We start from the raw sequence: 24,064 nt of genomic DNA on the forward strand, positions 1-24,064 counted from the left end.
TTTTATCCCGTAGATTGGATGACAACACCGCAATACTGCATTCATTAATAATGATTTAATAAATTATATATTTGAGAGCTGAGTTTATATATATGCCTTTTACTCTTGGTCAACGTTGGATTAGCGATACAGAAAGCGAACTTGGACTAGGTACTGTTGTGGCAATTGATGCCCGTATGGTGACCTTACTTTTTCCTGCATGTGGCGAAAATCGTCTTTATTCCCGCCATGATGCCCCAATAACGCGGGTGATGTTTAATGTGGGGGATACTGTCACCAGCCATGAAGGCTGGAAGCTCGCCATCGACAACGTTGTGGAAGATAATGGCTTACTTATTTATCACGGCGTACGTTTAGATACCGAAGAGCCAGCACAACTGCGTGAAGTATTCTTAGATAACAAACTCACTTTTAATAAGCCACAAGATCGTCTTTTTGCCGGTCAAATAGACCGTATGGATCGTTTTGCTTTACGCTATCGTGCGCGTAAATTTATGAGCGAACAGTTTAAGCAAGCACAAAGTGGTCTACGTGGTATTCGCGCAAGTCTTATTCCTCATCAGCTCTATATTGCTAATGAAGTGGGTAAACGTCATAATCCACGCATTTTATTAGCGGATGAAGTTGGGCTGGGTAAAACTATCGAAGCGGGTATGATAATCCACCAGCAAATCATGGATGGACGCGCTGAGCGTGTTTTAATTATCGTTCCTGAAAGCTTACAACATCAGTGGTTAGTTGAGATGTTACGTCGTTTCAACCTACGTTTTTCACTGTTTGATGATAGCCGTTATAGCGAATCTTTATTAGATAGCGATAATCCTTTCGAAACAGAGCAGATGATCATTTGCTCATTAGACTTTGTGCGTAAAAACAAACAACGCTTTGAACACCTTGTTGAAGCGACTTGGGATATGTTAGTTGTCGATGAAGCCCACCATCTGGTATGGAGTGAAAAGGCACCAAGCCGAGAATACCAAGTTATCGAAACGCTGGCTGAAGCGATCCCTTCTGTATTGTTATTAACCGCAACACCGGAGCAACTTGGTCAAGAAAGCCATTTTGCCCGCTTACGTTTGCTCGATCCTAATCGTTTCCACGATTACAACGAATTTATTAATGAACAACAAAAATATCGCCCCGTGGCCGATGCGGTAACCATTTTGCTTTCAGAAGATGATTTAAATAACGAACAGCAAAATAGCATCAGTGAGATGATCAGCGAGCAAGATATAGAGCCGTTGCTAAAAGCCTCTAATACCCAAGGTGAAGAGCGTACAAAATCTCGCCAAGCGCTTATTCATATGTTGATGGATAGACACGGTACGGGTCGTCTGTTATTTCGCAATACTCGCTCCGGCGTCAAAGGCTTTCCTAACCGACTGTTGCACGCAATAAAAATGCCACTACCAACTCAGTATCAAACCGCCATTAAGGTGGCTGAGATTATGGCAGCGAAAAAGAGCCTCGAAGTACGAGCAAAAGAGATGCTCTATCCTGAACGTATCTACCAAGAGTTTGAAGGTGAAAATGCCACATGGTGGAACTTTGATCCACGCGTTGAATGGCTACTAGGCTTTTTAACCGCCAATCGTCATGAAAAAGTATTAGTCATTTGTGCTCAAGCCGCCACAGCATTGCAATTAGAACAAGTTTTACGTGAACGTGAAGGTATTCGTGCCGCAGTATTCCATGAAGGGATGTCTTTACTTGAACGAGATCGTGCAGCCGCTTATTTCGCCTCAGAAGAGGAAGGTGCACAAGTGTTACTATGTTCTGAAATCGGTTCAGAAGGGCGTAACTTCCAATTTGCTAATCAACTAGTGATGTTTGATCTCCCCTTTAATCCTGATTTATTAGAACAACGTATTGGTCGTCTTGATCGTATCGGTCAAAACCGCGACATTGATATCAGTGTGCCTTATCTTGAAGGAACCGCTCAATCTGTTCTATTACGTTGGTATCACGAAGGGTTAGATGCATTTGAACATACCTGCCCGACGGGTCGTACAATTTATGACAACGAATATGATGCGCTAGTCAATTATCTTGCTCAACCTAATGAACTAGGTGATTTTGATAAGTTTATCGTTTCTTGTCGTAAGCAACATGATGAGATGAAACTCAAACTAGAGCAAGGTCGTGACCGTCTATTAGAAATGCACTCTAACGGCGGTGAAATTGGCGTTGAGTTAGCGAATAAGATTGCAGAGCAAGATAACGATCCCGATTTGGTTAACTTCGCCTTAAACTTATTTGATATTGTGGGCATTAACCAAGAAGATCGTAATGATAGCTTAATTGTATTAACGCCATCAGATCATATGTTAGTTCCTGACTTCCCAGGATTACCACAAGATGGTTGCACAATTACCTTTGATAGAGAGCATGCACTCTCTCGTGAAGATACGCAATTTATCAGTTGGGAACATCCTATTATCCGCAATGGTTTAGATTTAGTCTTATCTGGTGATACAGGTAGTTGTGCGGTTTCTTTATTGAAAAACAAAGCATTACCTGTAGGTACGCTATTAGTTGAACTGATTTATGTCGTAGAAGCGCAAGCCCCTAAACACCTTCATTTAACTCGCTTCTTACCGGCAACTCCAGTACGCTTATTACTTGATTTAAAAGGTAATAATCTTGCATCACAAGTTGAATTTGAAAGTTTTAACCGCCAATTAAATGCGGTGAATCGCCACACATCCAGCAAATTGGTCAATGCGGTACAAAATGAAGTTCATCATGTACTAAAAGCATCAGAATCCTTAATGGAAGCGGAAGCGAAAACGCTAATTGAACAAGCGAAGCAAGAAGCAGACAACGCATTAACACATGAGTTATCACGCTTAGAGGCATTACGTGCCGTTAACCCAAATATACGTGATGACGAAGTTGAAGCAATTGAAAATGAGCGTACGCATATTCTTAACCACTTAGATGAAGCGACATGGCGCTTAGATGCGATCCGTTTAATTGTTGTTACCCACCAATAATCACTGTTAAAACGGGGGAAAGCTTTATCTCCCCCGTTATTTTGCTGAGATATCCACTATGATGGAAGTTTATAACCCCCCCACTGATCCTTGGTTACACGTTTTATATCAAGATGAGCATATTATTGTTGTTAATAAACCCAGTGGATTGCTATCTGTACCCGGCAAAGCGCTAGAACATCACGACAGCATTATGTCGCGTATAAAAGCCGATTTTCCTGATGCGGAATCTGTTCATCGCCTTGATATGGCCACGAGTGGTGTGATGGTTGTTGCGCTTAATAAAGCCGCCGAGCGTGAATTAAAACGCCAATTTCGTGAACGAGAGCCGAAAAAAACCTATATTGCCCGTGTCTGGGGAAAGCTTGAAAAACCACAAGGGTTAGTAGATCTGCCGTTGATCTGCGATTGGCCTAATCGACCTAAGCAAAAAGTATGTTATGAAACAGGAAAGTCTGCACAAACTTTTTATGAAGTGTTGGAATATGAAGAAAATGCAACGCGGGTAAAACTATCACCAATAACCGGACGCTCCCATCAGCTACGGGTTCATATGCTAGCATTAGGTCATCCTATTTTAGGGGATCGTTTTTATGCTCATCCGCAGGCAAGAGCACTCGCACCTCGCCTGCAGTTACATGCTCAGGAATTATTTATTACGCATCCGGCCTTTCATTCACCGATACATTTTGAATGCCTGGCAGATTTTTAACCTGTCTTACGACACTAAAACGGTCACCGAACTTAGTGAAGCAAGGAGCAGACAGAGCGCTAATCCTATTACCCCAACAAGAACACGGACGTTTGACATTGATATAGTTCCTTTTATAAGAGAATGAGAGTGAAATAATTAAATTTCACTTATATTTTACCGTGACAAATAATAATCTCAACTAAGACTGAGTTATCTTCATCACGGATTAATTCTCTCTTTTCTCATCTTTATTTACAAGATGTTAACGAAATCCTTTTTCTTTTTTAATCAAATCGTAAGCAACTTGGATAGCTTGTGCTTTTTGTTTTGCAATTTCCATCATCTCCGGTGGTAAACCTTTTGCAACCAATTTATCAGGATGATGTTCTCCCATTAATTTTCGATAAGCTCTTTTTATTGTTTTAACATCATCACCCTCTTTAATACCTAACACTTTATAGGCGTCAGAAAGCGTTGGGCCTTGAGTTTGTGGCTGATAATTTTGCCCTTGTTGATAATGAAAACTTTGCCCCGCCTGCATCATGGCTAATATATGTTCAAAACGGGCGCGAGAAAATCCGAGCTCATCAATAATAATAAACAGCATTTTACGTTCGTTAGGATGTAACTGCCCATCAGCAAATGCGGCTTGTAATTGAATTTCCAGAAACATCTGCAGTAAATCACGGCGACCAGCACAAATTTGGCGAACACGTTGTAAGGTGGCTCTAAGTGGGAAATCAACCTCTTTACCTTCTCGAAACGCCTGTTGTGCTGCTTGACGTGCTGCCCCATGTAAATTCATTCTATCCATTAACGTACTGGCTAATGTGATATCGGTTTGTGTCACTCGTCCTTTGGATTTGGTTAAATGCCCTAAGACTTGGAATGTGGCAGCAAAGAAATAGGCTTGTCTATCACGATTATAGCGCCCACCATAGCTTAATTTACTTCTTTGTACGTCATAAAGGTGTCCTAGAAAAACCCCAATCACAATGCCCCAAAAGCCGATCCCGGCAAAACTACCGATGATAAGGCCTAATAATTTTCCCCAATAGCGCATAGACTCCTCAAATCTTCAATGCCCTGCTCACAATTTTGCATTATCATACTATTCATTTGCTTTCACACCTAACATCAAGCAAGCTCAAATAAACTTTTTCTTAAAATGATGAGGTTTTCGCTAGCTGCTTGCACAGAGATAATGCTGTTTTCGTTTAAATTGTGTTAAAGTAAAATAAGTGACCAAACGAATAACTTTAGCGTTGTTATGCAGCACGAAATACCGCACAAGCGCGGTGTTTTTTTGTTTCTAATAAAGCTATAAACCGATTTCAACATAGAAACATCGAAAAAAGGGAACTGCTCTTTTTTCGGTTACCGTTAGAACAATGTTCAGGACGTTGGGCTAGTGTTGCATAACTCCCTGCGTTAGTTTCTCGCTATTTAGCAGTAGAAGCCACTGATGACGGAAGCACATAAATACTCATGAAAAAAAGTTATCCCACACTGCTGGCCACCTTAGTTTGGGCCACAATTTATGCTCAGCCTGCATATGCTGATCTTGCCTCTCAATGTTTACTGGGAGTCCCTGTTTATAATAAGCCATTAGTCGAAGGCGATCCTAACTCATTACCTGTCACCATTACGGCTAAGGATATGCAAGGGGAATACCCACGCATGATCCAATATAGAGGCAATGTGGACATTAAACAGGGAAATCAAACATTAAGCGCAGATAATGTTGAGTTGACCCAAACAGAAGGTGAAACACCATTAAGAATGGTCACCGCGACAGGTAATGTCTCTTATGATGATCCACAAATCATCTTAAAAGGCCCACGTGCTTGGTCTAATCTAAATAATAAAGATACTGATATCGAAGAAGGTAAATACCAAATGGTGGGCCGACAAGGCCGTGGCTACGCGAATAAAATGCAAATGCGTGGCGAAAACCGCTATACCATTATGGATAAAGGGATGTTTACCTCTTGTCTACCCGGCGACGATAGTTGGAGTGTTGTCGGCTCTGAGGTTATCTTAGATCGTGAAGAGCAAGTAGCAGAAATTTGGAATGCGCGTTTTCGTGTTGCTAACGTCCCAGTCTTCTATAGTCCTTATCTGCAATTACCGATTGGCGATAAACGTCGCTCTGGTTTCTTAATTCCTAATGGTAACTATTCTCGTAGTTCTGGGTTTGACTTCCAACTGCCTTACTATTGGAATATTGCCCCTAATTATGATGCGACTATTACCACGAATTATATTAGTCGCCGTGGTTTAAAATTCGATAATGAATTTCGTTATTTAACAAAACCGGGTCGCGGTACGATTGCGGTTGATTGGATCCACCACGACAGTCAATACAATAAAGATAAAGCAGACGAAAAAGCGGGTTATCTGGCGCGTGATTCTGCTACACGCTGGTTATTCTATTGGGGTCACAGTGGGGTGATGAACAATGTGTGGCGCTTTAATGTTGACTACACAAAAGTCAGTGATAACAAATATTTCACCGACTTTACTTCGCAATATGGTAATACCACTGATGGTTATGCGACACAAAAATTCAGTACCGGTTATGCTCAGCAAAATTGGAATGCCACATTAACCACTAAACAGTTCCAAATTTTCTCAGATAATAAAGATGCAAGGGCTTATCGTGCTGAGCCGCAGCTTGATCTTAATTATTATAAAAATGATATTGGCCCATTTGATTTTCGTACTTATGCACAATTTGTCCGCTTTACCAGTGTCGGAGAAAACACCCCTGAAGCGAACCGTTATCATATAGAGCCAACCATTTCCTTACCTGCCTCCACTGGCTGGGCAAGCTTTAATAATGAGTTTAAATTGATGGCGACTCATTATGATCAAGATATTCCTGATGCTTATAAAAATAACGCTAAAAATCCAAGACTTGATGATAGCGTCAACCGCGTACTACCACAATTTAAGTCAGATATGAAAGTGGTATTTGAACGCCAATATGACACTAACGATATTACGCAAACGTTAGAGCCACGAGTACAATATCTATATGTACCGTATAAAGATCAGTCTAATATCAATAACTTTGACTCAGCGCTATTACAATCCAACTATAGCGGACTTTTCCGTGACAGAATGTACGGTGGTCTAGATCGCATTGCTTCTGCAAACCAATTAACGGCAGGTGTTACTTCACGTTTTTATGACAGTGAACTGGTTGAACGTTTTAATATTTCTGTTGGTCAAATCTATTTCTTTGAGCGTCCTAAAACAGGTTCATCGAATGAAATTATCAATAACAAAGATGAAACCGGGTCTATGGTATGGGCAGGCGATGCATATTGGCGCATTACTGATACTTTAGGTATGCGTGGTGGTTTACAATATGACCGTCGTTTAGGCAGTGTCTCTATGGGTGATGCGATTATGGAGTATCGCCGTGATAGCGACCATCTCTTACAATTGAGCTATCGTTATGTAGACCGTGATTATATTCAAGCAACACGGGTTCGCCCTTATGATGGCAGTATAAGACAACTACCTGAATACCAAAAAGGCATTTCTCAAATTGGTGTTGTCGGCAGTTGGCCTTTAGCAGAACGTTGGGGACTGGTCGGCGCTTATTACTTTGATACCAAAGATTCAGAGCCAGTAAGCCAAATGGTTGGCTTACAATATAACACCTGTTGCTGGGCGGTAAACGTTGGTTATGAACGTAAAATTGTTGGCTGGAAAGAAGACCACAGCGATATTGACAACAAATGGTCAATCAATTTGGAACTCAGAGGCCTAAGTAACAATCATAGTTTAGGTAGTCAAAAAATGCTTGAGCGCGGTATCTTACCTTATCAAAGAGCGTTTTGATTAACCCAAACGACAAAATTGGCTGAATGAATATGTCATCGCGCAAAATGCGGAAAACACATAATGGGAAACTTATGAAAAATTGGAAAACGCTGGTTATCGGCTTAATGATCACGGTTGGTGCAGCCACCAGCACAACCACTTTTGCAGCACAAGAACTCAACCGCGTATCGGCTATCGTCAATAACGGTGTCGTTCTGGAAAGCGACGTCAATAGAATGTTACAAACGGTGCAAATGAATGCCAAAAATGCCGGGCAAGAAATGCCTGATGAGCAAGTTTTGCGCCAACAAATCTTAGAGCGCTTGGTGATGGATAACATCATCTTGCAAATGGCTCAACAGATGCAAATTGATATTCCTGAAGCTGCCATTGAGTCAACCATTCAAGGGATTGCCGCAGAAAATAACCTGACACTAGAGCAGTTAAAAAAACGTCTTGCTGCCGATGGCATTGCTTATAACGATTATCGTCAAGATATTCGTAAAGAGATGATGTTAGCAGAAGTGCGTAATAACGAAGTTCGTCGTCGTATTACGATTTTGCCACAAGAAGTGGACTCATTAGCTAAACAAATTGAAAGCCAAGCAAGCCAAAGTATTGATCTTAATCTTAGCCATATCTTAATTCCATTATCAGAAAATCCATCACCTGCAGAAATTGAAAAAGCACAGCAAGTGGTGAACCGTATTAAGAACCAGCTAAAAAACGGTGCTGATTTCGGAAAATTAGCTGCCACTTATTCTGCCGATCCACAAGCACTTAATGGTGGTAATATGGGATGGGCATCAATTGATGAGTTACCGACAATCTTTGCTAAACAGCTTGCTAATGCACAAAAAGGTGAAATTGTCGGGCCACTGCAATCAGGTGTTGGTCTACACATTATTAAAGTCAATGATATACGTGGTGCTTCAAAAACCGTTTCTGTGACAGAAGTAAAAGCACGCCATATCTTACTAAAAAGCTCGCCTATCATGAATGATGAGCAAGCTTATGCCAAACTACAGAAAATTTCCGCCGATATTCGTAGCGGTAAAATCAGTTTTGCGGATGCGGCTAAAGAGTATTCTGAAGATCCCGGTTCAGCATTACGTGGCGGTGAGTTAGGATGGTCAATGCCTGATATTTATGATCCAGCTTTCCGTGACGCGTTGATGCGTTTAAACAAAAATGAATTAAGCCAACCTGTGCGCTCTAATTTTGGCTGGCACTTAATTGAACTTGAAGATACGCGTAGCGTTGATAAAACAGATGCAGCGAATAAAGAACAAGCTTACCGCTTACTGTTTAACCGCAAGTTTAATGAAGAAGTGCAAAACTGGATGCAAGAGTTGCGTGCAGGCGCTTATGTGAAAATAATGAACGAGAATAATGCAAACTAAGCTAAAAAAACCCCTCGTTATCACCCCCGGCGAACCCGCCGGGGTTGGTCCTGACCTGATTATTTCATTAGCACAGTCACAGTGGGCACTTCCTTGGGTAGTATGCGCTGATCCTCAATTATTACGAGCAAGAGCACAGCAACTCAATCTCCCACTCACTTTAGTTGAATATTCCCCAGATAATCCACCTACAGCACATATCCCTGGCCAAATTTGTGTACTTGCCGTTGAATTAACCGACCCTTCGGTTGTCGCAGGTACACTTAATACTGCCAATGGCCACTATGTGGTACAAACGCTTGCTCGCGCTTGTGATGGATGTTTAAACGGAGAGTTTTCTGCTTTAGTCACAGGGCCGGTACATAAAGGGGTTATTAATGATGCCGGTGTGCCATTTACAGGGCATACAGAGTTCTTTGCCGATCGTAGCCATTGTCAACGAGTGGTGATGATGCTGGCAACGGACACTTTAAGAGTCGCTCTCGCCACCACACACCTGCCCTTAAGAGAAGTTGCTGATGCGATTACGGGTGAGTTGCTTAATGAGATCATCACCATTTTAAACCATGATCTAAAAACCAAATTTGGCATCTCATCACCACATATTTACGTATGCGGTCTAAATCCTCATGCTGGAGAAGGCGGTCATATGGGGCGTGAGGAGATCGATATTATTGAACCCGCATTAGAGCAATTACGCCAACAAGGTATTCAACTTCATGGGCCTTACCCTGCGGATACCTTATTCCAGCCTAAATATTTAACACATGCAGATGCTGTGCTTGCGATGTATCACGATCAAGGATTACCTGTGCTAAAATATGAAGGTTTCGGTCGTGCTGTGAATATCACGCTCGGTCTACCTTTTATTCGTACATCTGTTGATCATGGGACCGCCCTTGAACTTGCAGGTACTAAAAGCGCAGATGCTGGCAGTTTTCGCACCGCATTAAATTTAGCCATTAATATGATACAAAATTGTAATGAATAATAGAGTCCATCAGGGGCACTTTGCCCGCAAACGCTTCGGGCAGAACTTTTTAACAGACAGCTATATTATTGAAAGTATTGTTGAATCTATTTATCCACAACCCGGTGAAGCCGTTATTGAAATCGGTCCTGGTTTAGGCGCGCTTACTGAGCCGGTGGGGGAAAGAATGGATAAAATGACGGTCGTCGAAATTGACCGTGATTTAGCTGCACGCTTAGAAGTTCACCCTACATTAAAAGATAAGCTAACCATTATTCAGCAAGATGCGATGACGATTGATTTTGCCCAATTAGCAAAAGAGCGTCAGCAACCTCTGCGGGTTTTTGGTAACCTACCTTATAATATTTCAACGCCATTAATGTTCCATCTATTTAGTTTTGCTGATGCCATTTCTGACATGACTTTTATGTTGCAAAAAGAGGTGGTTAATCGCCTAGTGGCAAGTCATGGTAGTAAAACTTATGGCCGCTTAAGTGTCATGGCACAATACCACTGCCAAGTCATTCCTATTATTGAAGTGCCACCAAGCTCATTTAAGCCAGCCCCGAAAGTAGATTCTGCCGTTGTGCGTCTGATCCCTTATAAGGAAAAACCCTATCCGGTGACAGATATTGCTATGTTAAGCCGTATCACATCACAAGCCTTTAATCAGCGCCGTAAAACGTTACGTAATAGCTTAGGTGGACTACTTACAGCAGAAGATATGCTGGCATTAGATATTGATCCCACAGCACGCGCAGAAAATATTTCTGTTGAGCAATACTGTAAAGTGGCAAACTGGTTATCATCACAACAGCAACACGCTGAGTGAAATAGCGCACACTAGACCTAGGAGGTATTATGTTTACTTCATCCAAAGTGGCGATACAGGTACAAAGCGTTTACATTGAGAGCCAATCTTCGCCAGAAGAACAGCGCTATGTTTTTGCTTATACCATCACCATACATAACTTGAATAAACATGCTATTCGCCTCCTACGTCGCTATTGGTTGATCACCAATGCACAAGGAAATACCACTGAAGTTCAAGGTGAAGGGGTTGTTGGTGAACAACCTCTGATTGAAGCTGGCTCACGGTATCGTTATACCAGTGGCGCAGTTCTTGAAACGCCGATGGGCACCATGGAAGGTCATTATGAAATGATTGACGCACAAGGACGTCTGTTTCAAATTGACATCCCTGTTTTCCGCCTTGCTATCCCTACATTGATAAATTAATTATGGCTACTTATTTAATTGGCGATGTTCACGGCTGTTATCGTGAATTACGCCAACTTCTCAATCAAGTTAATTTCGACGCCAATCAAGATACACTTTGGTTAACGGGGGATCTGGTTGCTCGAGGACCTGATTCACTTGAAGTATTGCGTTTTGTCAAAAGCTTAGGCTCAGCGTTAAAACTCGTATTAGGGAATCACGATCTGCATCTACTGGGGGTATTTGCAAAGATTAGTCGTAATAAACCCAAAGATAAGCTTAATGAATTACTCAATGCACCAGATGCTGATGAATTAATTAATTGGTTACGACGTCAACCGCTATTACAAGTTGATGAAGAAAAGAAAATCGTTATGGCACACGCAGGTATTACCCCTCAGTGGGATTTAGCAACAGCTAAAAAATGTGCCCGAGAAGTAGAAGCCATATTAAGTAGCGATAGTTACCCCCTTTTCATTAATTCCATGTATGGTGATATGCCCAATAATTGGTCACCCGAATTAACTGGCTTACCGCGATTACGCTTTAGCACCAATGCTTTTACTCGTATGCGCTATTGTTTTCCTAACGGGCAGTTGGATATGATTTGTAAAGATAAGCCTGAAAATGCGCCTGCGCCATTAAAACCTTGGTTTGATCTACCTAATCAACTACCGAATGATTACAGTATTATCTTTGGCCACTGGGCCTCTTTAGAGGGAAAAGGCACCCCTGAAAATATCTATGCGCTAGATACTGGGTGTTGCTGGGGCGGTGTTCTAACCTGTCTACGTTGGGAAGACAAACGTTATTTTATCCAACCTAGTCTCACACACTTACCATAATTTTGTAGCGTTAAGATAGCATAGGTGTTGATTTATTTTACTATGCTATCTGGGCTATCTACTCTCTTCTGAGAGCCATCACAAAGATAACTTGATTTAAATCAATAGGTTATTTTTTCTCAAAACAAATTAAGTAGCTTTTTTATAACAACAAGCAGAATTAACCGCTATATTGCGCTATTTATTATAGATTATTCTTTATAAAGATATTTATTAAAAGATAAATAATGAATATTTAATTATAGGGTACTCTTTATAGCTAATTATATTTTAGTTATAGTAACTATTCATATTTAAATATGAATATATTAATAAATTAATAAAAATAAAAAGGAGATATTTAATCTCCTTTTTTATTTAAATTTTGTTATTTTCTTCTTTTTAATATTTCAAAACAGTAGTTATGCGAATTATTTTCATCTGCCTCATGGTATTCCATAAAAGTAGAATCCCACTCATCAGGCTCATAATCGGGGAAGGTTGTATCACCAATCACTTCAGCATCAATATGAGTAAGGTATAATTTATTCGCCATTGGTAGGAATTGCTCATAAACCTTACCGCCACCAATCACCATGATTTCATCATTATTTTCAGCAGCTTGTAGTGCTTCTTCAACGGATTTCACCCAAACAACATTGTCATCATTTCCAGGCTGACTGCTTAATACAATATTGAGACGATTAGGTAAAGGACGCCCGATAGACTCATAAGTCACCCGGCCCATAATAACGGGTTTATTTAATGTATTTTTTTTAAACCATGCGAGATCACCCGGTAATGTCCAAGGCATCGCCTTTTCCATACCAATAATACGATCCGCCGCTAATGCTGCGATTAAACTAATATTCATTTACATACCTACGGGTAAAAATGGGAAAACTATTTATACTATACGGAAAGCGAAAACTTGAGTCGATACAATTTATGCTTCACCGATAATAAATAATTGCTTTATACAGGAAGTGTTAACTTAATCATGAAAGCTTTAAACATTATAATAGTGCTATATGGCAGTTGCTATTATATTTGAAAATTCTTTAGGTGTTTTTACAATTACTTTACGCTCATTACAGGCGCAAGAACCTTACTTTTTTCTCATCGTAAAAAATGTAGCACCTTATCAATAACATGCGAAAAGAGGCACTGCCACTTCTCATTGACTGGCTTATAGCACTTTTAACATTAAAGTATCACCTTTCGTTAAGGCAATCATACGATTGATAAAAATAGAGAGTATTGGTTGCAAATCTACGTTAAAAAGACTCTTATACCATTTTCTCTTTCATCAACACTCTCTTAAGCTCCCCTCTTTTTTATCGCTATGTAACATCAATATGAGTCAGTTCGAGTACAGGTGAAAAATTGTGATACGCTTTTATTACTTAGGATTAATAGTCGTTTACTTGCCTTTGTTAGTTAAAGTTTGTCAATAAAAAATAGCTCAATAAAGTGCTAAGTGTCGTGCTGGTTGGTTTAAAGATTAAAGTAGTGTTAAAGAAACAAAGATCTCTTTAATAAAAAGAACTAAAATAGATGTAAATAATTATCAATGAAATAGGTGTAATCGATTATTAATGAATCAAAATTCCAATCCTTATCGTCCCTTAAGTAATCAATAATATCCAGTAAAATATCTTTATATTTATCTTTAAGATCACCACACTCATTGTCTATTTTTTCTAAAATATTCTCATGATTATTTCTAATAACATTAGCAATGGTATATTTCATTTCATCACTATTTTCATTCTTAGTAAAAATATTTTGCATTCTTCTATTATGTTTAGTGATAAAACTCTCGTCTTCCATTGTCATTTTTTTAGCTTTAATAATATCTTTTTTTTCTAACACTCCTAATGTAAGCATATCATCTACAAACTTTTGAACGTCTTCATTATTTCTTAATTTATTAGTCAAAAAATTTGATATTGACTTTTTAAAAGCATCGTTAATATAGTTTACCGTATTATATTCCATTGCTTTATCAATAAAACATTTAGTTATATTGACAATAAACGCTTTATCCATCTCCACCGAATAAATATTATACATTATAGTAACTAAATTCATTATTGAATTAATTAATTCATTATTATCTTTTCTATTAATCTCCTTACAAACATAAATTAATGCCATATCAATATGTTGTTTATAGTTAAAATCACTATAATATACCATATCATCACACTTTGGGTGATATTTCTTTAATTGTTCAAACATTTCTTTTGGATAATGATTAATTATATTGAAAGCAATGTCCATTATAGTAATAAAGTCTCCTTTTGTTTTTGATTTTTCATAAAGATAACATTGTATTAATCTTTTAACATCATCATGACAATCATTTTTTATTGCATAACTTAAAGTTAAAAAAAATGTATCTAAATGTTTATTCTTAAAGCTAACAAAATCTGAGTTAATTAGCTTACAGTTTTTAAAATATACTTCCCCTCCATTTCTCATCAAAATGGATAATGTATTAATTTTCGCATGTTGACTTTTGTCTAATAGAAAAACCACCCCAACATTAATATTAAAAACACTCTTTATAAAAAATGATATTTTAGATAGTAAAGTAATTTTTTCCCTTTCAATATAAAGACTTGAAAGTGTATTTAACACATTGTTGATTTTATTTTTTATTTGGTATTTCTCTTTTATATTTTCATAGTATTTTTTTATTGAAGTAACGTTATCAGAATTATTTTTTATATGCATAAAAACTCCTTATTCATAGTAAAACTATCCTTTATTTACTTACATATTCATACAAAAAAAAGCCCTTATTACTAAGGGCTATAAATATCAAAAAACAAATAAGATTTAGAAATTAATTTTCAATATTGCATTAATACCACTCGAATTGATATCACTATTATATTGACCTTGATAAGAGATACCGAAAGTGGTTGATTTACTTAACTGCGCATCAACACCTAGACCAACACCAAATAAATTATCTAGTTTACCACCTCGTAGTGATGCCTCACCTGAATTGGATAACCATAGACGTGATTCAGGGCGATTATCACCAAACAGATGGCTTGCTGATATATCACCTTTTAATGCCATATTAATATTGCCTGCCATAAATGGATATCCACCACGTAAACCAACCGTAGCAACTTGAATATCTTGTGCATCTGTTTTAGTGGTAAACTTCATATTACCCACATTTTCATTGATATTATCAGTGGATACTCTTAACCAACTAAATCCAGCATAAGGTTCAATTGAGTACTGGCTAGTATTCAATTGAGTATAAGCACCTTCTAAAAAGAATTGACTAATTTTCGCATCGTAACTGGTTGAGTTATAACCTGCAGTTTGTCCTATCCAGAGTGTTCTTTTGGCATCTCTATCTTGGTTTGTATGTGTAAATCCATAATTTAATGAGGCAACATCATAAAGATTAGAGATCCCATAAGCACCAATATGAATATCATTACTATCTATCTTTCCATATTGATTACCTTTATATTTGGTGGAGCCTGCACCGAAAAATAGACCCGCTTTAGTATTTTCAGTAACATCAATTTCAGCACCTAATAACCCAACATAGAAATCAACATCCATATCACTGTGGCCATAATCCGTCTTACCCCACTGACCCATGCCGCTGATCCAAATACGCGCATTACTATTACCTAGTTGTGCATGACGACCATCACCGATACCAATAGCCTGATCTTTCACTGTACGAGTTAAACCCAATACATTAACAATACTGGCATTATTGGCATTTAAATACATATCACTACCCAATGATTGATAAGTGGTTTTCAGATCATTTTCATTCATCGGTAATACAGCATTAAATAGCTCACCATCTCCTGTATTATCTAATGCATTAGCAATAGCACGACCATTTTCATTATCAGCAAAGGTGGCTAAAGTCGTATTTTCTTTCTTAGTTAAACTACCACTGATGGTTTTATCTGTTATCGTGATATGTTTATCAAATAAAGCATAATCATTATTGGTGACAGTCGTGGTTGTGGCTGGATCTGCAACCACACGGTTACTGGCTAACATTTTCGTTTTAGTGCGATTATCAACTAAACTATCTGTATTCACCTCACCGACAACAACACTATTATTAAGATAAATATCTTTTAGTTGCCCAACATTATCCGCCCCCACATCAATATCGGCTCCTTGATTAAGCACTAAGTTACCAATATTAACATTGTGTCCTGCGGTCACTAAATAACGACCTTTATCATTAATATTAATGTTTACTTTATGGTTTTGGTTTGAGGTTAATTGGCCTTTTTGAGTAAAAGTATCGTTATAACGCTCAATAATACCTAATTTCCCACCATTAACATTGACGGCTTGCGTCCCAAAAGATCCGCTAAAGCCATATAAAGTACCTTGTTCGACAGTTGTACCACCACGGTAACTATTATTTCCCGTCATGACTAACGTACCTTCGCCTCGCTTCACCAAAGCACCATCATATAAGCCAGCATCAATTTTAGCTTGAATAGCATCAGCGCGTTTTTGGTAATATTCTTGACGCCATTTTTCAGCATCTTCTTGGCTAACAATATGCGATGTAGGATCAGGATTGCCATCATTAATCACAAAATCAGTACCGAGATGATAATCACCTCCTGCCGCAATACCTTTTTCGGTATATTCTTTCAACCATGCGAGATCTTCTTGCTTACGTAGATCTAAAGCTGTTTGGGAAATATCATTAGTCCACACATCAAGCGGTGTCGCATTTAGGTTATATTCAAATTTACCTAGCAATTGACCCGGACCATACATCCCTTTATCTAAATCTGGTGTTCCCCACCCATAACGTACATCAGGAGTACCTTCTGCGGCCGTCCAGCTCTCATATAAAGAGCCATCAGGATCACGATGGTTAGCGGTAGTGAACATGACATCACGAACTTGAATGGCGTTCATGGAAGGATAACGAGACATTAATACTCCCATCGCCCCCGTCACATGAGGAGCTGCCATTGAAGTACCACTAAAGGTATCCCAACCTGGATTTCCCTCTTTATCAACCACTGTAGAATAGATATTTCGACCCGGTGCAACCACTGTCCACCATTTTGCATTACCCGCTTCATTGAAGACTTTTTCTAATACATAACCGGTGTTATCCGCATTTTGCTTCAATCCCGCCACCGCAATCCAATGCTGTTCGGCTTCGGGATTAAAATAAGGATAAAGAGGACGATAATAAGGTTGAGCAAAGTCGCGATTACCCGTTGTAAAGACCTGAACAACATTCGTTCCTTTAACTGCATCATAAGCAGCATCAACAAAGGAAGGTTTATCACCATAGACTTTTTTAAAGTAGAAATATTCGTATTCTGTCTGTGCCGTGGTGTTAACTGGCATATGTATCGTGGTATTACCACCATCAGGCCCCTCTGTTTTATCTGTATTAATAATGCGCGGGTTAGTCCCCCAGCTATTATTAATCACTTGCGCACCCGCGTCGACCATCGCTTTCCAGCCAGTATAGAAATAGGTATAGTCTTGATAAGGGCCATAGTTATTGCTGTCTGTTGCCCCAGTATTCCCTAAATAAATATCAGCCCCCCACGCCACACCATGCATACCATTACCATCACGGTTAGCCCCCACAGTACCAGTGACATGTGTGCCATGGGTATCATTCACCCCTTTGATCCAATTACCATCAACATCAAAGACTTGGCCTTTTTCATAATGTCCGCCCATTTCTTGTGGATAGCGCATTCCCGTAGAGCCATATTCACCTTTGGCTTTTACTGCATGAAAGCGTGATCCACTCAACTCTTGATGTGAGAGCAGTGCACCAGAGTCCATCACCCCGACTTTAGCACCTTGACCATGAAAACCCAGAGCATAAGCACTAGAGGCATTCATGGCTGCAAGCCCCCAGTCTTTTTGATATTCAGGGCTTTCCCAACTTTGTTTATTACCTAATTGTCCAACTTCTGAATATGCAACAGCATAGCCAGAAAAAAGAAGTGCCGAAGTAATAAGGGAGAGTTGAAATAGAGAGTTTGTGGTATTTTTTTTCTGATTAATGGGATGGTGACTTAAAGCTATTTCTTTGTTCATTCTGTACCTTCTGTTATGTTGAAAGGGATAACATTAATTAAGGAATAAAAACAAAAGACGTAGCGATCCTCTCTTTTTTATAACAATAATTACTTGAGGGATCTCTCAAATATACGAAGCTAAACCACAAAAATAGATAGATTGCCTAACAAATCACAACTTAATAGTTTAATTAAACAATTTTAAAACATAATCTAATATTATATAAATAGATTTAACGTTTTCTACAGTAATACTGACAGCTTTCAATAGCTAAATAAAGCTGATAAAAAGTAAACCAATAAAAAAACATAATAGCTAAATTAATTAACAATTTATTTTATAATCTGATTTAGCTATTTAATTCTAGTATGAAAAATTTATTTTTCTTAATTTTATAGTAATAAAAAAAACAGTATCTTTATTTTAAAAATACTGTTTTTATTTTAATTTTTGACGTGATATTACTTAATTTTTATTCTGATGGCGTGATTTCCATTTGCCCCGCAATCCCTTTATCCGCATTTTCGAGTATTTGGCTATAATAAACAAAAGGGAAATGAGAATAAGAAGGCTGTTTTAGCTCAACTAATAATTCACTCTGTTTTTCGATCCACACTGTATCTTTCCAACCAAAATCAGCAGGCGCTGGTTTTTGTCCATCATGATTAATCACTTTAAAACGTGCACCTTCAATATGAAAAGGTTGTGGTGTTTCCACTGTCACTAACCAACGTTCCCAGCCATTTTGTTTACCGACAAGATCGATCCTTGATAACTCCCAACGCGCATTATTAATACCAGGAGGACTGTTTTGTAATTGGATCGTTCTCGGTTGAATTGAGGTGGTAATTTGTGTGTCATCCACCACCAACTGTTGTGGAACTTTATCGGTAACCAGTGACATCAGTCCAGTAGGCTTGATGGTTAGCACATTGGTATTGCGTAATAAGTTAGAAGGTTCAAAAATACCACGTAATCTATCCATAAATCCGGCACTTTGCCCAGCAGTGATAGTCACTTCTTCGCCTTCTGATAGATCAATAAGAATTTCACGTCGCTCACCCGGTGCCATAGGAATAGATTTCAATTCTACCGGTGATGTTAACAAACCTTGATCAGAGGCTATCAGATAGAGTGAGCGACCATCATTCGCCGATAACTCATAGCGTCGGGCATTCGAGGCATTAACTAAGCGTAAACGAATCCAACCTCTTGATACTTCAATATAGGGATCTTCACAGCCATTCACTAATAATGTGTCACCATAAAATCCCTCTGTCGCGGCTTCTTTGTCGTACTGTGGCGTTCCAAAGTTATCAAGGCGTTTATCTTGAAGAATAATAGGAAAGTCATTTACCCCATAATGTTTAGGCAATGGTAACGATTTGCTCTCTTCGTCTTCAACAATCCACATGCCTACCAATCCGTTATAGACATGAGGCGCCATTTTAAAAGGCGTATTCGCATGATACCAGCAGGTGGCCGCTTTTTGACGAATAGGCAACACCGGTGACCAATAGGCTCCCGGAGACATCATCCTTGCAGCTCCACCTATTTGTGTTCCCGGAACTAATAAGCCACTTACGGTCATAGAAACGGGTTCATTAAGGCGATTGCTATAAATCAGTTTGACATCATCACCGCTTTTTACTTTGATTGTCGGACCCGGCATTGAGCCATTAATGCCCCAGACTTCTGTTTTTTGTGTGCCATCAAAGGCCCAATGCACTTTTTGTAACGTTACAAAAAGAGGCTGACCATTACGTGATTCAAGTAATGGGGGAATAGGTAGTTTTCTATCACTAACTGATCCTGCACGAACAGATGAAGATAATGAGCCCAGACATACCGCTAAGCCTGAAGCCTGTAAAAACTGGCGACGACTAAATGACATACTTTCTCCGCAACAAAATACCCATATTCCTATCCCACGAGTGAGGATCAACTGATAGGAAAAAAGCTGCTGTGATATTTAAAGACAAAAGACTTAAATCAAATTATGACAGCATAATAACGCGGATATGACATAAATCCTAAAAATAGTTGATAACTTAGTGCATTTTAATTTATTAAAGACAATATCCGTCCGAAAATCGGGATATATTCAAACTATCAATCAACCTATAACGTTTATTGTTAGCCATTATAAAGTATATAATTAAACCATAAAAATCATGATGTTATAAAAATGCCAAATCAAATCGATTTGGCATTAGGTATGATAAACAATTAAATAAATTACAGACTGTTAATTTAACTTACCTGCAAAATCGCGTTTATTCATTTCTTCCACTTCTTTATCAAGCTCTTCAATTTTAGCCTTCATGATCTGACGACAATCTTCAGCTAATTCTCTCACCTGATCTTTGTTATATTTTGATACATCAATGGGAGGCAACATTTCAACAATAACGTAGCCATTATTCCAGCGATTTAATTTTATCTTACCTTGTGTGGTAGAGACACAAACAGGCACAATAGGCACCCCCGCTTGCATCGCCGCGTGAAAAGCCCCTGTTTTAAAAGGTAATAAACCACGTCCTCGGCTACGTGTTCCTTCAGGAAACATCCATACAGAGATTTTTTTCGCTTTGATTTGCTCTGCAACCTGAGTGATGGTGCTATGGGCTTTAGAGCGATTACCTCTATCAATCAAAATATTGCCAGTGATCCAATAAAGCTGTCCAAAGAAAGGAATAAACACCAAGCTTTTTTTACCCACCGTCACGGTATTAGGTTGTACCGCATTCGACATTGTCACCATATCAAAGTTATTTTGATGGTTACCAATATAAATACTGGGTCCATAACTTTTAGCTTCTTTAGGAAAACGCTCAACTAATTTGATCCCAAAGACATGTGATAATTTGCCGAATAAACGTCCATAAGTCATTACGTGTTTCGGATTTCTGGGAGAAAACATGCAATAGATCATCCCAAAAGTCACCACAATAATGGTGTACAGAATGACAATAATGCCTCGAATAATGGCTAGCATAAGCTTTTAGCGTCCTAATAATAAGTGGGTCATATGACCCACTAATCTACATTGAAAGTTAAAATTAATGAGTTTCGATATCTATATGATCGATACTTTGTGCACCACGAGGGAGCGAGGTTCCACGACGACCACGTTTGGCTTTAAATGTCTGTAATTCATTCATCGACATCGTGAGTTTACGTTTACCAAAATGCAATGTAACACTGGCATTTTCTGGTAATACCCGCAACCAAGCGACTTTATCTTCACCACTTGCAGCCTGTGAAGCAGGAATAGAAACCATTTGGTTACCTTTTCCTTTTACCATAGTTGGCAACTCAGAGGCTTCAAAAATCAGCATTCGCCCACCCTGAGTAATGATCATGATCAAATCACTCAATTCATCATTTAAGCGTTGAGGTGGTAATGGTAATGCATTTTCAGGTAATGTTAATAATGATTTACCAGCTCTATTTTTAGAGGTTAAGTCATCAATACTACAGATAAACCCATAACCAGCGTCGGATGCCATTAAGATCTTATCGCTACTTTCCCCCATCACTACATGACGTAATTGAGCCCCTTTTTGGACTTTTAATCGTCCTGTTAAATCATCACCTTTACTACGGCCTGATGGTAATGCGTCAACATCAACAGTATAACTTTGACCCGTGGTATCAATCAGATGTACCGCTTGATTGCTCATCCCTTCAACTGCATCAAAATAATCATCCCCTGTTTTAAAGCCCACTGATTTCGCATCAATGTTATGGCCTTTTTGGCAACGGATAAGCCCTTTTTCAGACATGATCACGGTAACCGCTTCAGGGTGAAGATGTTTTAATGGGATAGGCTCATCGCCAACATCACCACTAAAATAGCTAATCTCTTCTGCTTTTAATGTTTGTTGTTGACCATCAACAGTAAAAGTGAGGGCTTCATTTTTTGCTATTAATACGATTTGTTCGATAACATCACTTTGCTCTTTGCCTAATGCAACTAAGCGAGTGCCTCGACCTTTCTTATTCATCTCATTTAGATGTTCTGCAGATATCGCCAGAATACGTGTTTTATCGGTGATAATAACTAACCAATGTTGATTGTTTTTCTTTTCTGCATCGACTAAGAAAGGCGCTAGCAATTCTGTTTCATCTGAAACCGTTAACAACCCTTTACCGGTTTTATTTTTTGTCTCCATCTCTTCATAACTGAGTACGGAGCCATAACCCTCTTTTGTTGCCAGTAAATACTCCTGTTTAGCGGCTCCCGCTAACATATATTTTACGCTGGCGTCAGGTGGGAAGGTCAATTTACCGGTTAAAGGCTCACCTTGGCTACGGCCTGATGGCATGTCATTGGGACTTAAACTATAGCTTCTACCCGTTGAATCAAGGAACAATACTGGCTGGTTGCTCATACCCCGTACCGCACTATGATAACTGTCTCCGGCACGATAACTCATGGTACTAGGATCAATTTCGTGCCCTTTCGCACTACGCACCCATCCCATTTCAGAAAGCACAATAGTCACAGGCTCTGATGGCAACATATCTTGTTCATTAACCACTTTCGCCTCTTCTTGAGGTCGAATAGGAGAACGTCGTTCATCACCAAACTCTTTAGCGTCTGCCTCTATCTCTTTTTTCAATAACGTATTGAGACGGCGAGGAGAATTTAACAGTTTTTCAATACTGTCGCGCTCTTTTTCCAGTTCATCACTTTCAGCTTGCAGTTTTATCTCTTCAAGCTTAGCTAAGTGACGTAAACGTAACTCTAAAATCGCTTCTGCTTGAATATCTGATAATGCAAAACGACGCATTAATTCCGCTTTTGGCTCATCTTCATAACGGATGATCTCAATCACTTCATCAATATTGAGATAAGCGATTAATAAACCTTTTAGAATTTCTAAACGGCGTAATACTTTTTCTAAGCGATGGTTTAAACGATTGGTTACGGTTTGACGGCGATAAACTAACCACTCATTTAAAATGGTTAATAGCCCTTTCACAGCAGGACGGTTATCTAACCCAATCATATTGAGGTTAACGCGATAACTTTTCTCTAAGTCTGTATTTACAAATAAGTAATACATGACTTGTTCTAAATCGACGCGATTACTACGAGGAACAATCACCAATCGAGTAGGATTTTCATGATCTGACTCATCACGTAAATCATCAACTAAAGGCAATTTTTTCGCTCGCATTAATGCAGCAATTTGTTCAAGTACCTTAGCACCAGAGACTTGATGAGGGAGAGCTGTTATCACCGCACAACCCTCTTCTTTTTGCCAAACAGCACGCATTCTAATAGAACCACGTCCTGTTTTATAAATCTTTTTGATATCCTCAGGAGCGGTGATCACTTCCGCTTCTGTTGGATAATCAGGTCCTTGTACATATTGCATAACATCAGATAACCCAGCATCAGGATTATCTAATAGCATGGTTAATGCTTGGCCGATTTCCCGCGCATTATGTGGCGGAATATCCGTTGCCATACCGACAGCAATCCCCGTTGTCCCATTTAATAAAATATTAGGTAAACGAGCAGGCAACATTTTTGGCTCTTGCAGGGTGCCATCAAAATTGGGGATCCAATCAACAGTACCATGTCCCAATTCGCTTAGCAGGATCTGTGAATATTTAGATAAGCGAGACTCGGTATAACGCATAGCTGCGAAAGATTTTGGATCATCCGGAGCCCCCCAGTTACCTTGCCCATCAATTAATGGATAACGATAAGAGAAGGGTTGCGCCATCAATACCATGGCTTCATAACAGGCGCTATCACCGTGGGGATGATATTTACCTAATACATCCCCCACTGTTCGTGCTGATTTTTTAAATTTAGCACTGCTGTTTAAACCTAATTCAGACATCGCATAGACGATACGACGCTGTACTGGCTTTAACCCATCGCCAATAAAAGGCAATGCACGATCCATAATCACGTACATTGAATAATTGAGATAGGCATTTTCCGTAAATAAGTGGAGCGGTTGGCGCTCTACACCATCATGAGTCAGTTCACTCATTCAATATTTTCCTCAGAC

The 24,064-nt window shown here is 39.1% G+C and carries 15 protein-coding genes; 8 read left to right on the forward strand and 7 right to left on the reverse strand.

The window, feature by feature from the left end; all coding sequences use genetic code 11:
• Window positions 1–92 precede the first annotated feature (92 nt).
• Together rapA and rluA are read left to right on the forward strand one after the other, a co-directional pair.
• The gene (rapA, locus tag AACQ49_RS05190; protein WP_161778919.1) at window positions 93–2,996 is read left to right on the forward strand and encodes an RNA polymerase-associated protein RapA; all 2,904 of its coding nucleotides are present in this window, start codon (window positions 93–95) and stop codon (window positions 2,994–2,996) included.
• A 58-nt stretch (window positions 2,997–3,054) separates the two neighbouring features.
• The gene (rluA, locus tag AACQ49_RS05195; protein ID WP_004245532.1) at window positions 3,055–3,708 is read left to right on the forward strand and encodes a bifunctional tRNA pseudouridine(32) synthase/23S rRNA pseudouridine(746) synthase RluA; all 654 of its coding nucleotides are present in this window, start codon (window positions 3,055–3,057) and stop codon (window positions 3,706–3,708) included.
• Between the two features lie 244 nt (window positions 3,709–3,952).
• Here rluA and djlA read toward each other — a convergent pair whose 3' ends face one another.
• Window positions 3,953–4,753: a co-chaperone DjlA gene (gene djlA / locus AACQ49_RS05200; protein ID WP_004245533.1), complete on the reverse strand. Its 801-nt coding sequence runs from the start codon at window positions 4,751–4,753 to the stop codon at window positions 3,953–3,955.
• A 425-nt stretch (window positions 4,754–5,178) separates the two neighbouring features.
• On the opposite strand from djlA, the gene lptD reads away from it, so the two are divergent.
• Genes lptD through apaH form a run of 6 tightly spaced genes read left to right on the forward strand, consistent with a single transcriptional unit; the run spans window position 5,179 to window position 11,963 of the window.
• Window positions 5,179–7,545, forward strand: coding sequence for an LPS assembly protein LptD (lptD, locus tag AACQ49_RS05205; RefSeq protein WP_161778920.1), 2,367 nt, complete (start codon window positions 5,179–5,181; stop codon window positions 7,543–7,545).
• A 47-nt stretch (window positions 7,546–7,592) separates the two neighbouring features.
• Entirely contained in the window at window positions 7,593–8,930 is a 1,338-nt protein-coding gene (surA, locus tag AACQ49_RS05210) for a peptidylprolyl isomerase SurA (protein WP_161778929.1), read from the forward strand.
• Window positions 8,920–9,921: a 4-hydroxythreonine-4-phosphate dehydrogenase PdxA gene (pdxA, locus tag AACQ49_RS05215; RefSeq protein ID WP_004245539.1), complete on the forward strand. Its 1,002-nt coding sequence runs from the start codon at window positions 8,920–8,922 to the stop codon at window positions 9,919–9,921. The genes surA and pdxA overlap by 11 nt, the downstream gene beginning before the upstream one ends.
• Window positions 9,914–10,732, forward strand: coding sequence for a 16S rRNA (adenine(1518)-N(6)/adenine(1519)-N(6))-dimethyltransferase RsmA (gene rsmA, locus AACQ49_RS05220; protein ID WP_004245541.1), 819 nt, complete (start codon window positions 9,914–9,916; stop codon window positions 10,730–10,732). Before pdxA ends, rsmA begins: the two co-directional genes overlap by 8 nt.
• Window positions 10,733–10,761: 29 nt before the next feature.
• Window positions 10,762–11,139: a Co2+/Mg2+ efflux protein ApaG gene (gene apaG / locus AACQ49_RS05225; RefSeq protein WP_004245543.1), complete on the forward strand. Its 378-nt coding sequence runs from the start codon at window positions 10,762–10,764 to the stop codon at window positions 11,137–11,139.
• 2 nt (window positions 11,140–11,141) lie between these two features.
• Entirely contained in the window at window positions 11,142–11,963 is an 822-nt protein-coding gene (gene apaH, locus AACQ49_RS05230; protein WP_004245544.1) for a bis(5'-nucleosyl)-tetraphosphatase (symmetrical) ApaH, read from the forward strand.
• A 367-nt stretch (window positions 11,964–12,330) separates the two neighbouring features.
• On the opposite strand, the gene folA is transcribed toward apaH, so the two are convergent.
• From folA to parC, 6 genes are all read right to left on the reverse strand, one after another.
• Complete coding sequence (gene folA, locus AACQ49_RS05235; RefSeq protein WP_004245545.1) at window positions 12,331–12,816, reverse strand: type 3 dihydrofolate reductase; 486 nt, start codon at window positions 12,814–12,816, stop codon at window positions 12,331–12,333.
• A gap of 674 nt (window positions 12,817–13,490) precedes the next feature.
• On the reverse strand, window positions 13,491–14,684 hold the full coding sequence (locus AACQ49_RS05240) for a hypothetical protein (RefSeq protein ID WP_155290020.1): 1,194 nt from the start codon (window positions 14,682–14,684) through the stop codon (window positions 13,491–13,493).
• A gap of 105 nt (window positions 14,685–14,789) precedes the next feature.
• Entirely contained in the window at window positions 14,790–18,044 is a 3,255-nt protein-coding gene (gene pta, locus AACQ49_RS05245; protein WP_049203150.1) for an autotransporter Pta, read from the reverse strand.
• A gap of 454 nt (window positions 18,045–18,498) precedes the next feature.
• Complete coding sequence (gene ftsP, locus AACQ49_RS05250) at window positions 18,499–19,920, reverse strand: cell division protein FtsP (protein WP_004250218.1); 1,422 nt, start codon at window positions 19,918–19,920, stop codon at window positions 18,499–18,501.
• Window positions 19,921–20,274: 354 nt separating this feature from the next.
• Window positions 20,275–21,024 (reverse strand): 1-acylglycerol-3-phosphate O-acyltransferase, encoded by a 750-nt coding sequence (locus AACQ49_RS05255; protein WP_004245551.1) that lies wholly within the window; start codon window positions 21,022–21,024, stop codon window positions 20,275–20,277.
• Window positions 21,025–21,088: 64 nt separating this feature from the next.
• Complete coding sequence (gene parC, locus AACQ49_RS05260; RefSeq protein WP_004245552.1) at window positions 21,089–24,046, reverse strand: DNA topoisomerase IV subunit A; 2,958 nt, start codon at window positions 24,044–24,046, stop codon at window positions 21,089–21,091.
• Window positions 24,047–24,064: the final 18 nt, after the last annotated feature.

The sequence above is a fragment of the Proteus sp. G2675 genome (genome assembly GCF_963886535.1).
In the GTDB taxonomy this organism is placed as follows: domain Bacteria; phylum Pseudomonadota; class Gammaproteobacteria; order Enterobacterales; family Enterobacteriaceae; genus Proteus; species Proteus mirabilis.

Bases quoted from the DNA above. Each gene is read 5' to 3' on its own strand.
- surA (WP_161778929.1), top strand. From the start codon at position 7,593: ATGCGGAAAACACATAATGGGAAACTTATGAAAAATTGGAAAACGCTG.
- pta (WP_049203150.1), bottom strand. From the start codon at position 18,044: ATGAACAAAGAAATAGCTTTAAGTCACCATCCCATTAATCAGAAAAAA.
- rluA (WP_004245532.1), top strand. From the start codon at position 3,055: ATGATGGAAGTTTATAACCCCCCCACTGATCCTTGGTTACACGTTTTA.
- AACQ49_RS05240 (WP_155290020.1), bottom strand. From the start codon at position 14,684: ATGCATATAAAAAATAATTCTGATAACGTTACTTCAATAAAAAAATAC.
- parC (WP_004245552.1), bottom strand. From the start codon at position 24,046: ATGAGTGAACTGACTCATGATGGTGTAGAGCGCCAACCGCTCCACTTA.
- djlA (WP_004245533.1), bottom strand. From the start codon at position 4,753: ATGCGCTATTGGGGAAAATTATTAGGCCTTATCATCGGTAGTTTTGCC.
- rapA (WP_161778919.1), top strand. From the start codon at position 93: ATGCCTTTTACTCTTGGTCAACGTTGGATTAGCGATACAGAAAGCGAA.
- AACQ49_RS05255 (WP_004245551.1), bottom strand. From the start codon at position 21,024: ATGCTAGCCATTATTCGAGGCATTATTGTCATTCTGTACACCATTATT.
- apaH (WP_004245544.1), top strand. From the start codon at position 11,142: ATGGCTACTTATTTAATTGGCGATGTTCACGGCTGTTATCGTGAATTA.
- folA (WP_004245545.1), bottom strand. From the start codon at position 12,816: ATGAATATTAGTTTAATCGCAGCATTAGCGGCGGATCGTATTATTGGT.
- ftsP (WP_004250218.1), bottom strand. From the start codon at position 19,920: ATGTCATTTAGTCGTCGCCAGTTTTTACAGGCTTCAGGCTTAGCGGTA.
- apaG (WP_004245543.1), top strand. From the start codon at position 10,762: ATGTTTACTTCATCCAAAGTGGCGATACAGGTACAAAGCGTTTACATT.
- lptD (WP_161778920.1), top strand. From the start codon at position 5,179: ATGAAAAAAAGTTATCCCACACTGCTGGCCACCTTAGTTTGGGCCACA.
- pdxA (WP_004245539.1), top strand. From the start codon at position 8,920: ATGCAAACTAAGCTAAAAAAACCCCTCGTTATCACCCCCGGCGAACCC.
- rsmA (WP_004245541.1), top strand. From the start codon at position 9,914: ATGAATAATAGAGTCCATCAGGGGCACTTTGCCCGCAAACGCTTCGGG.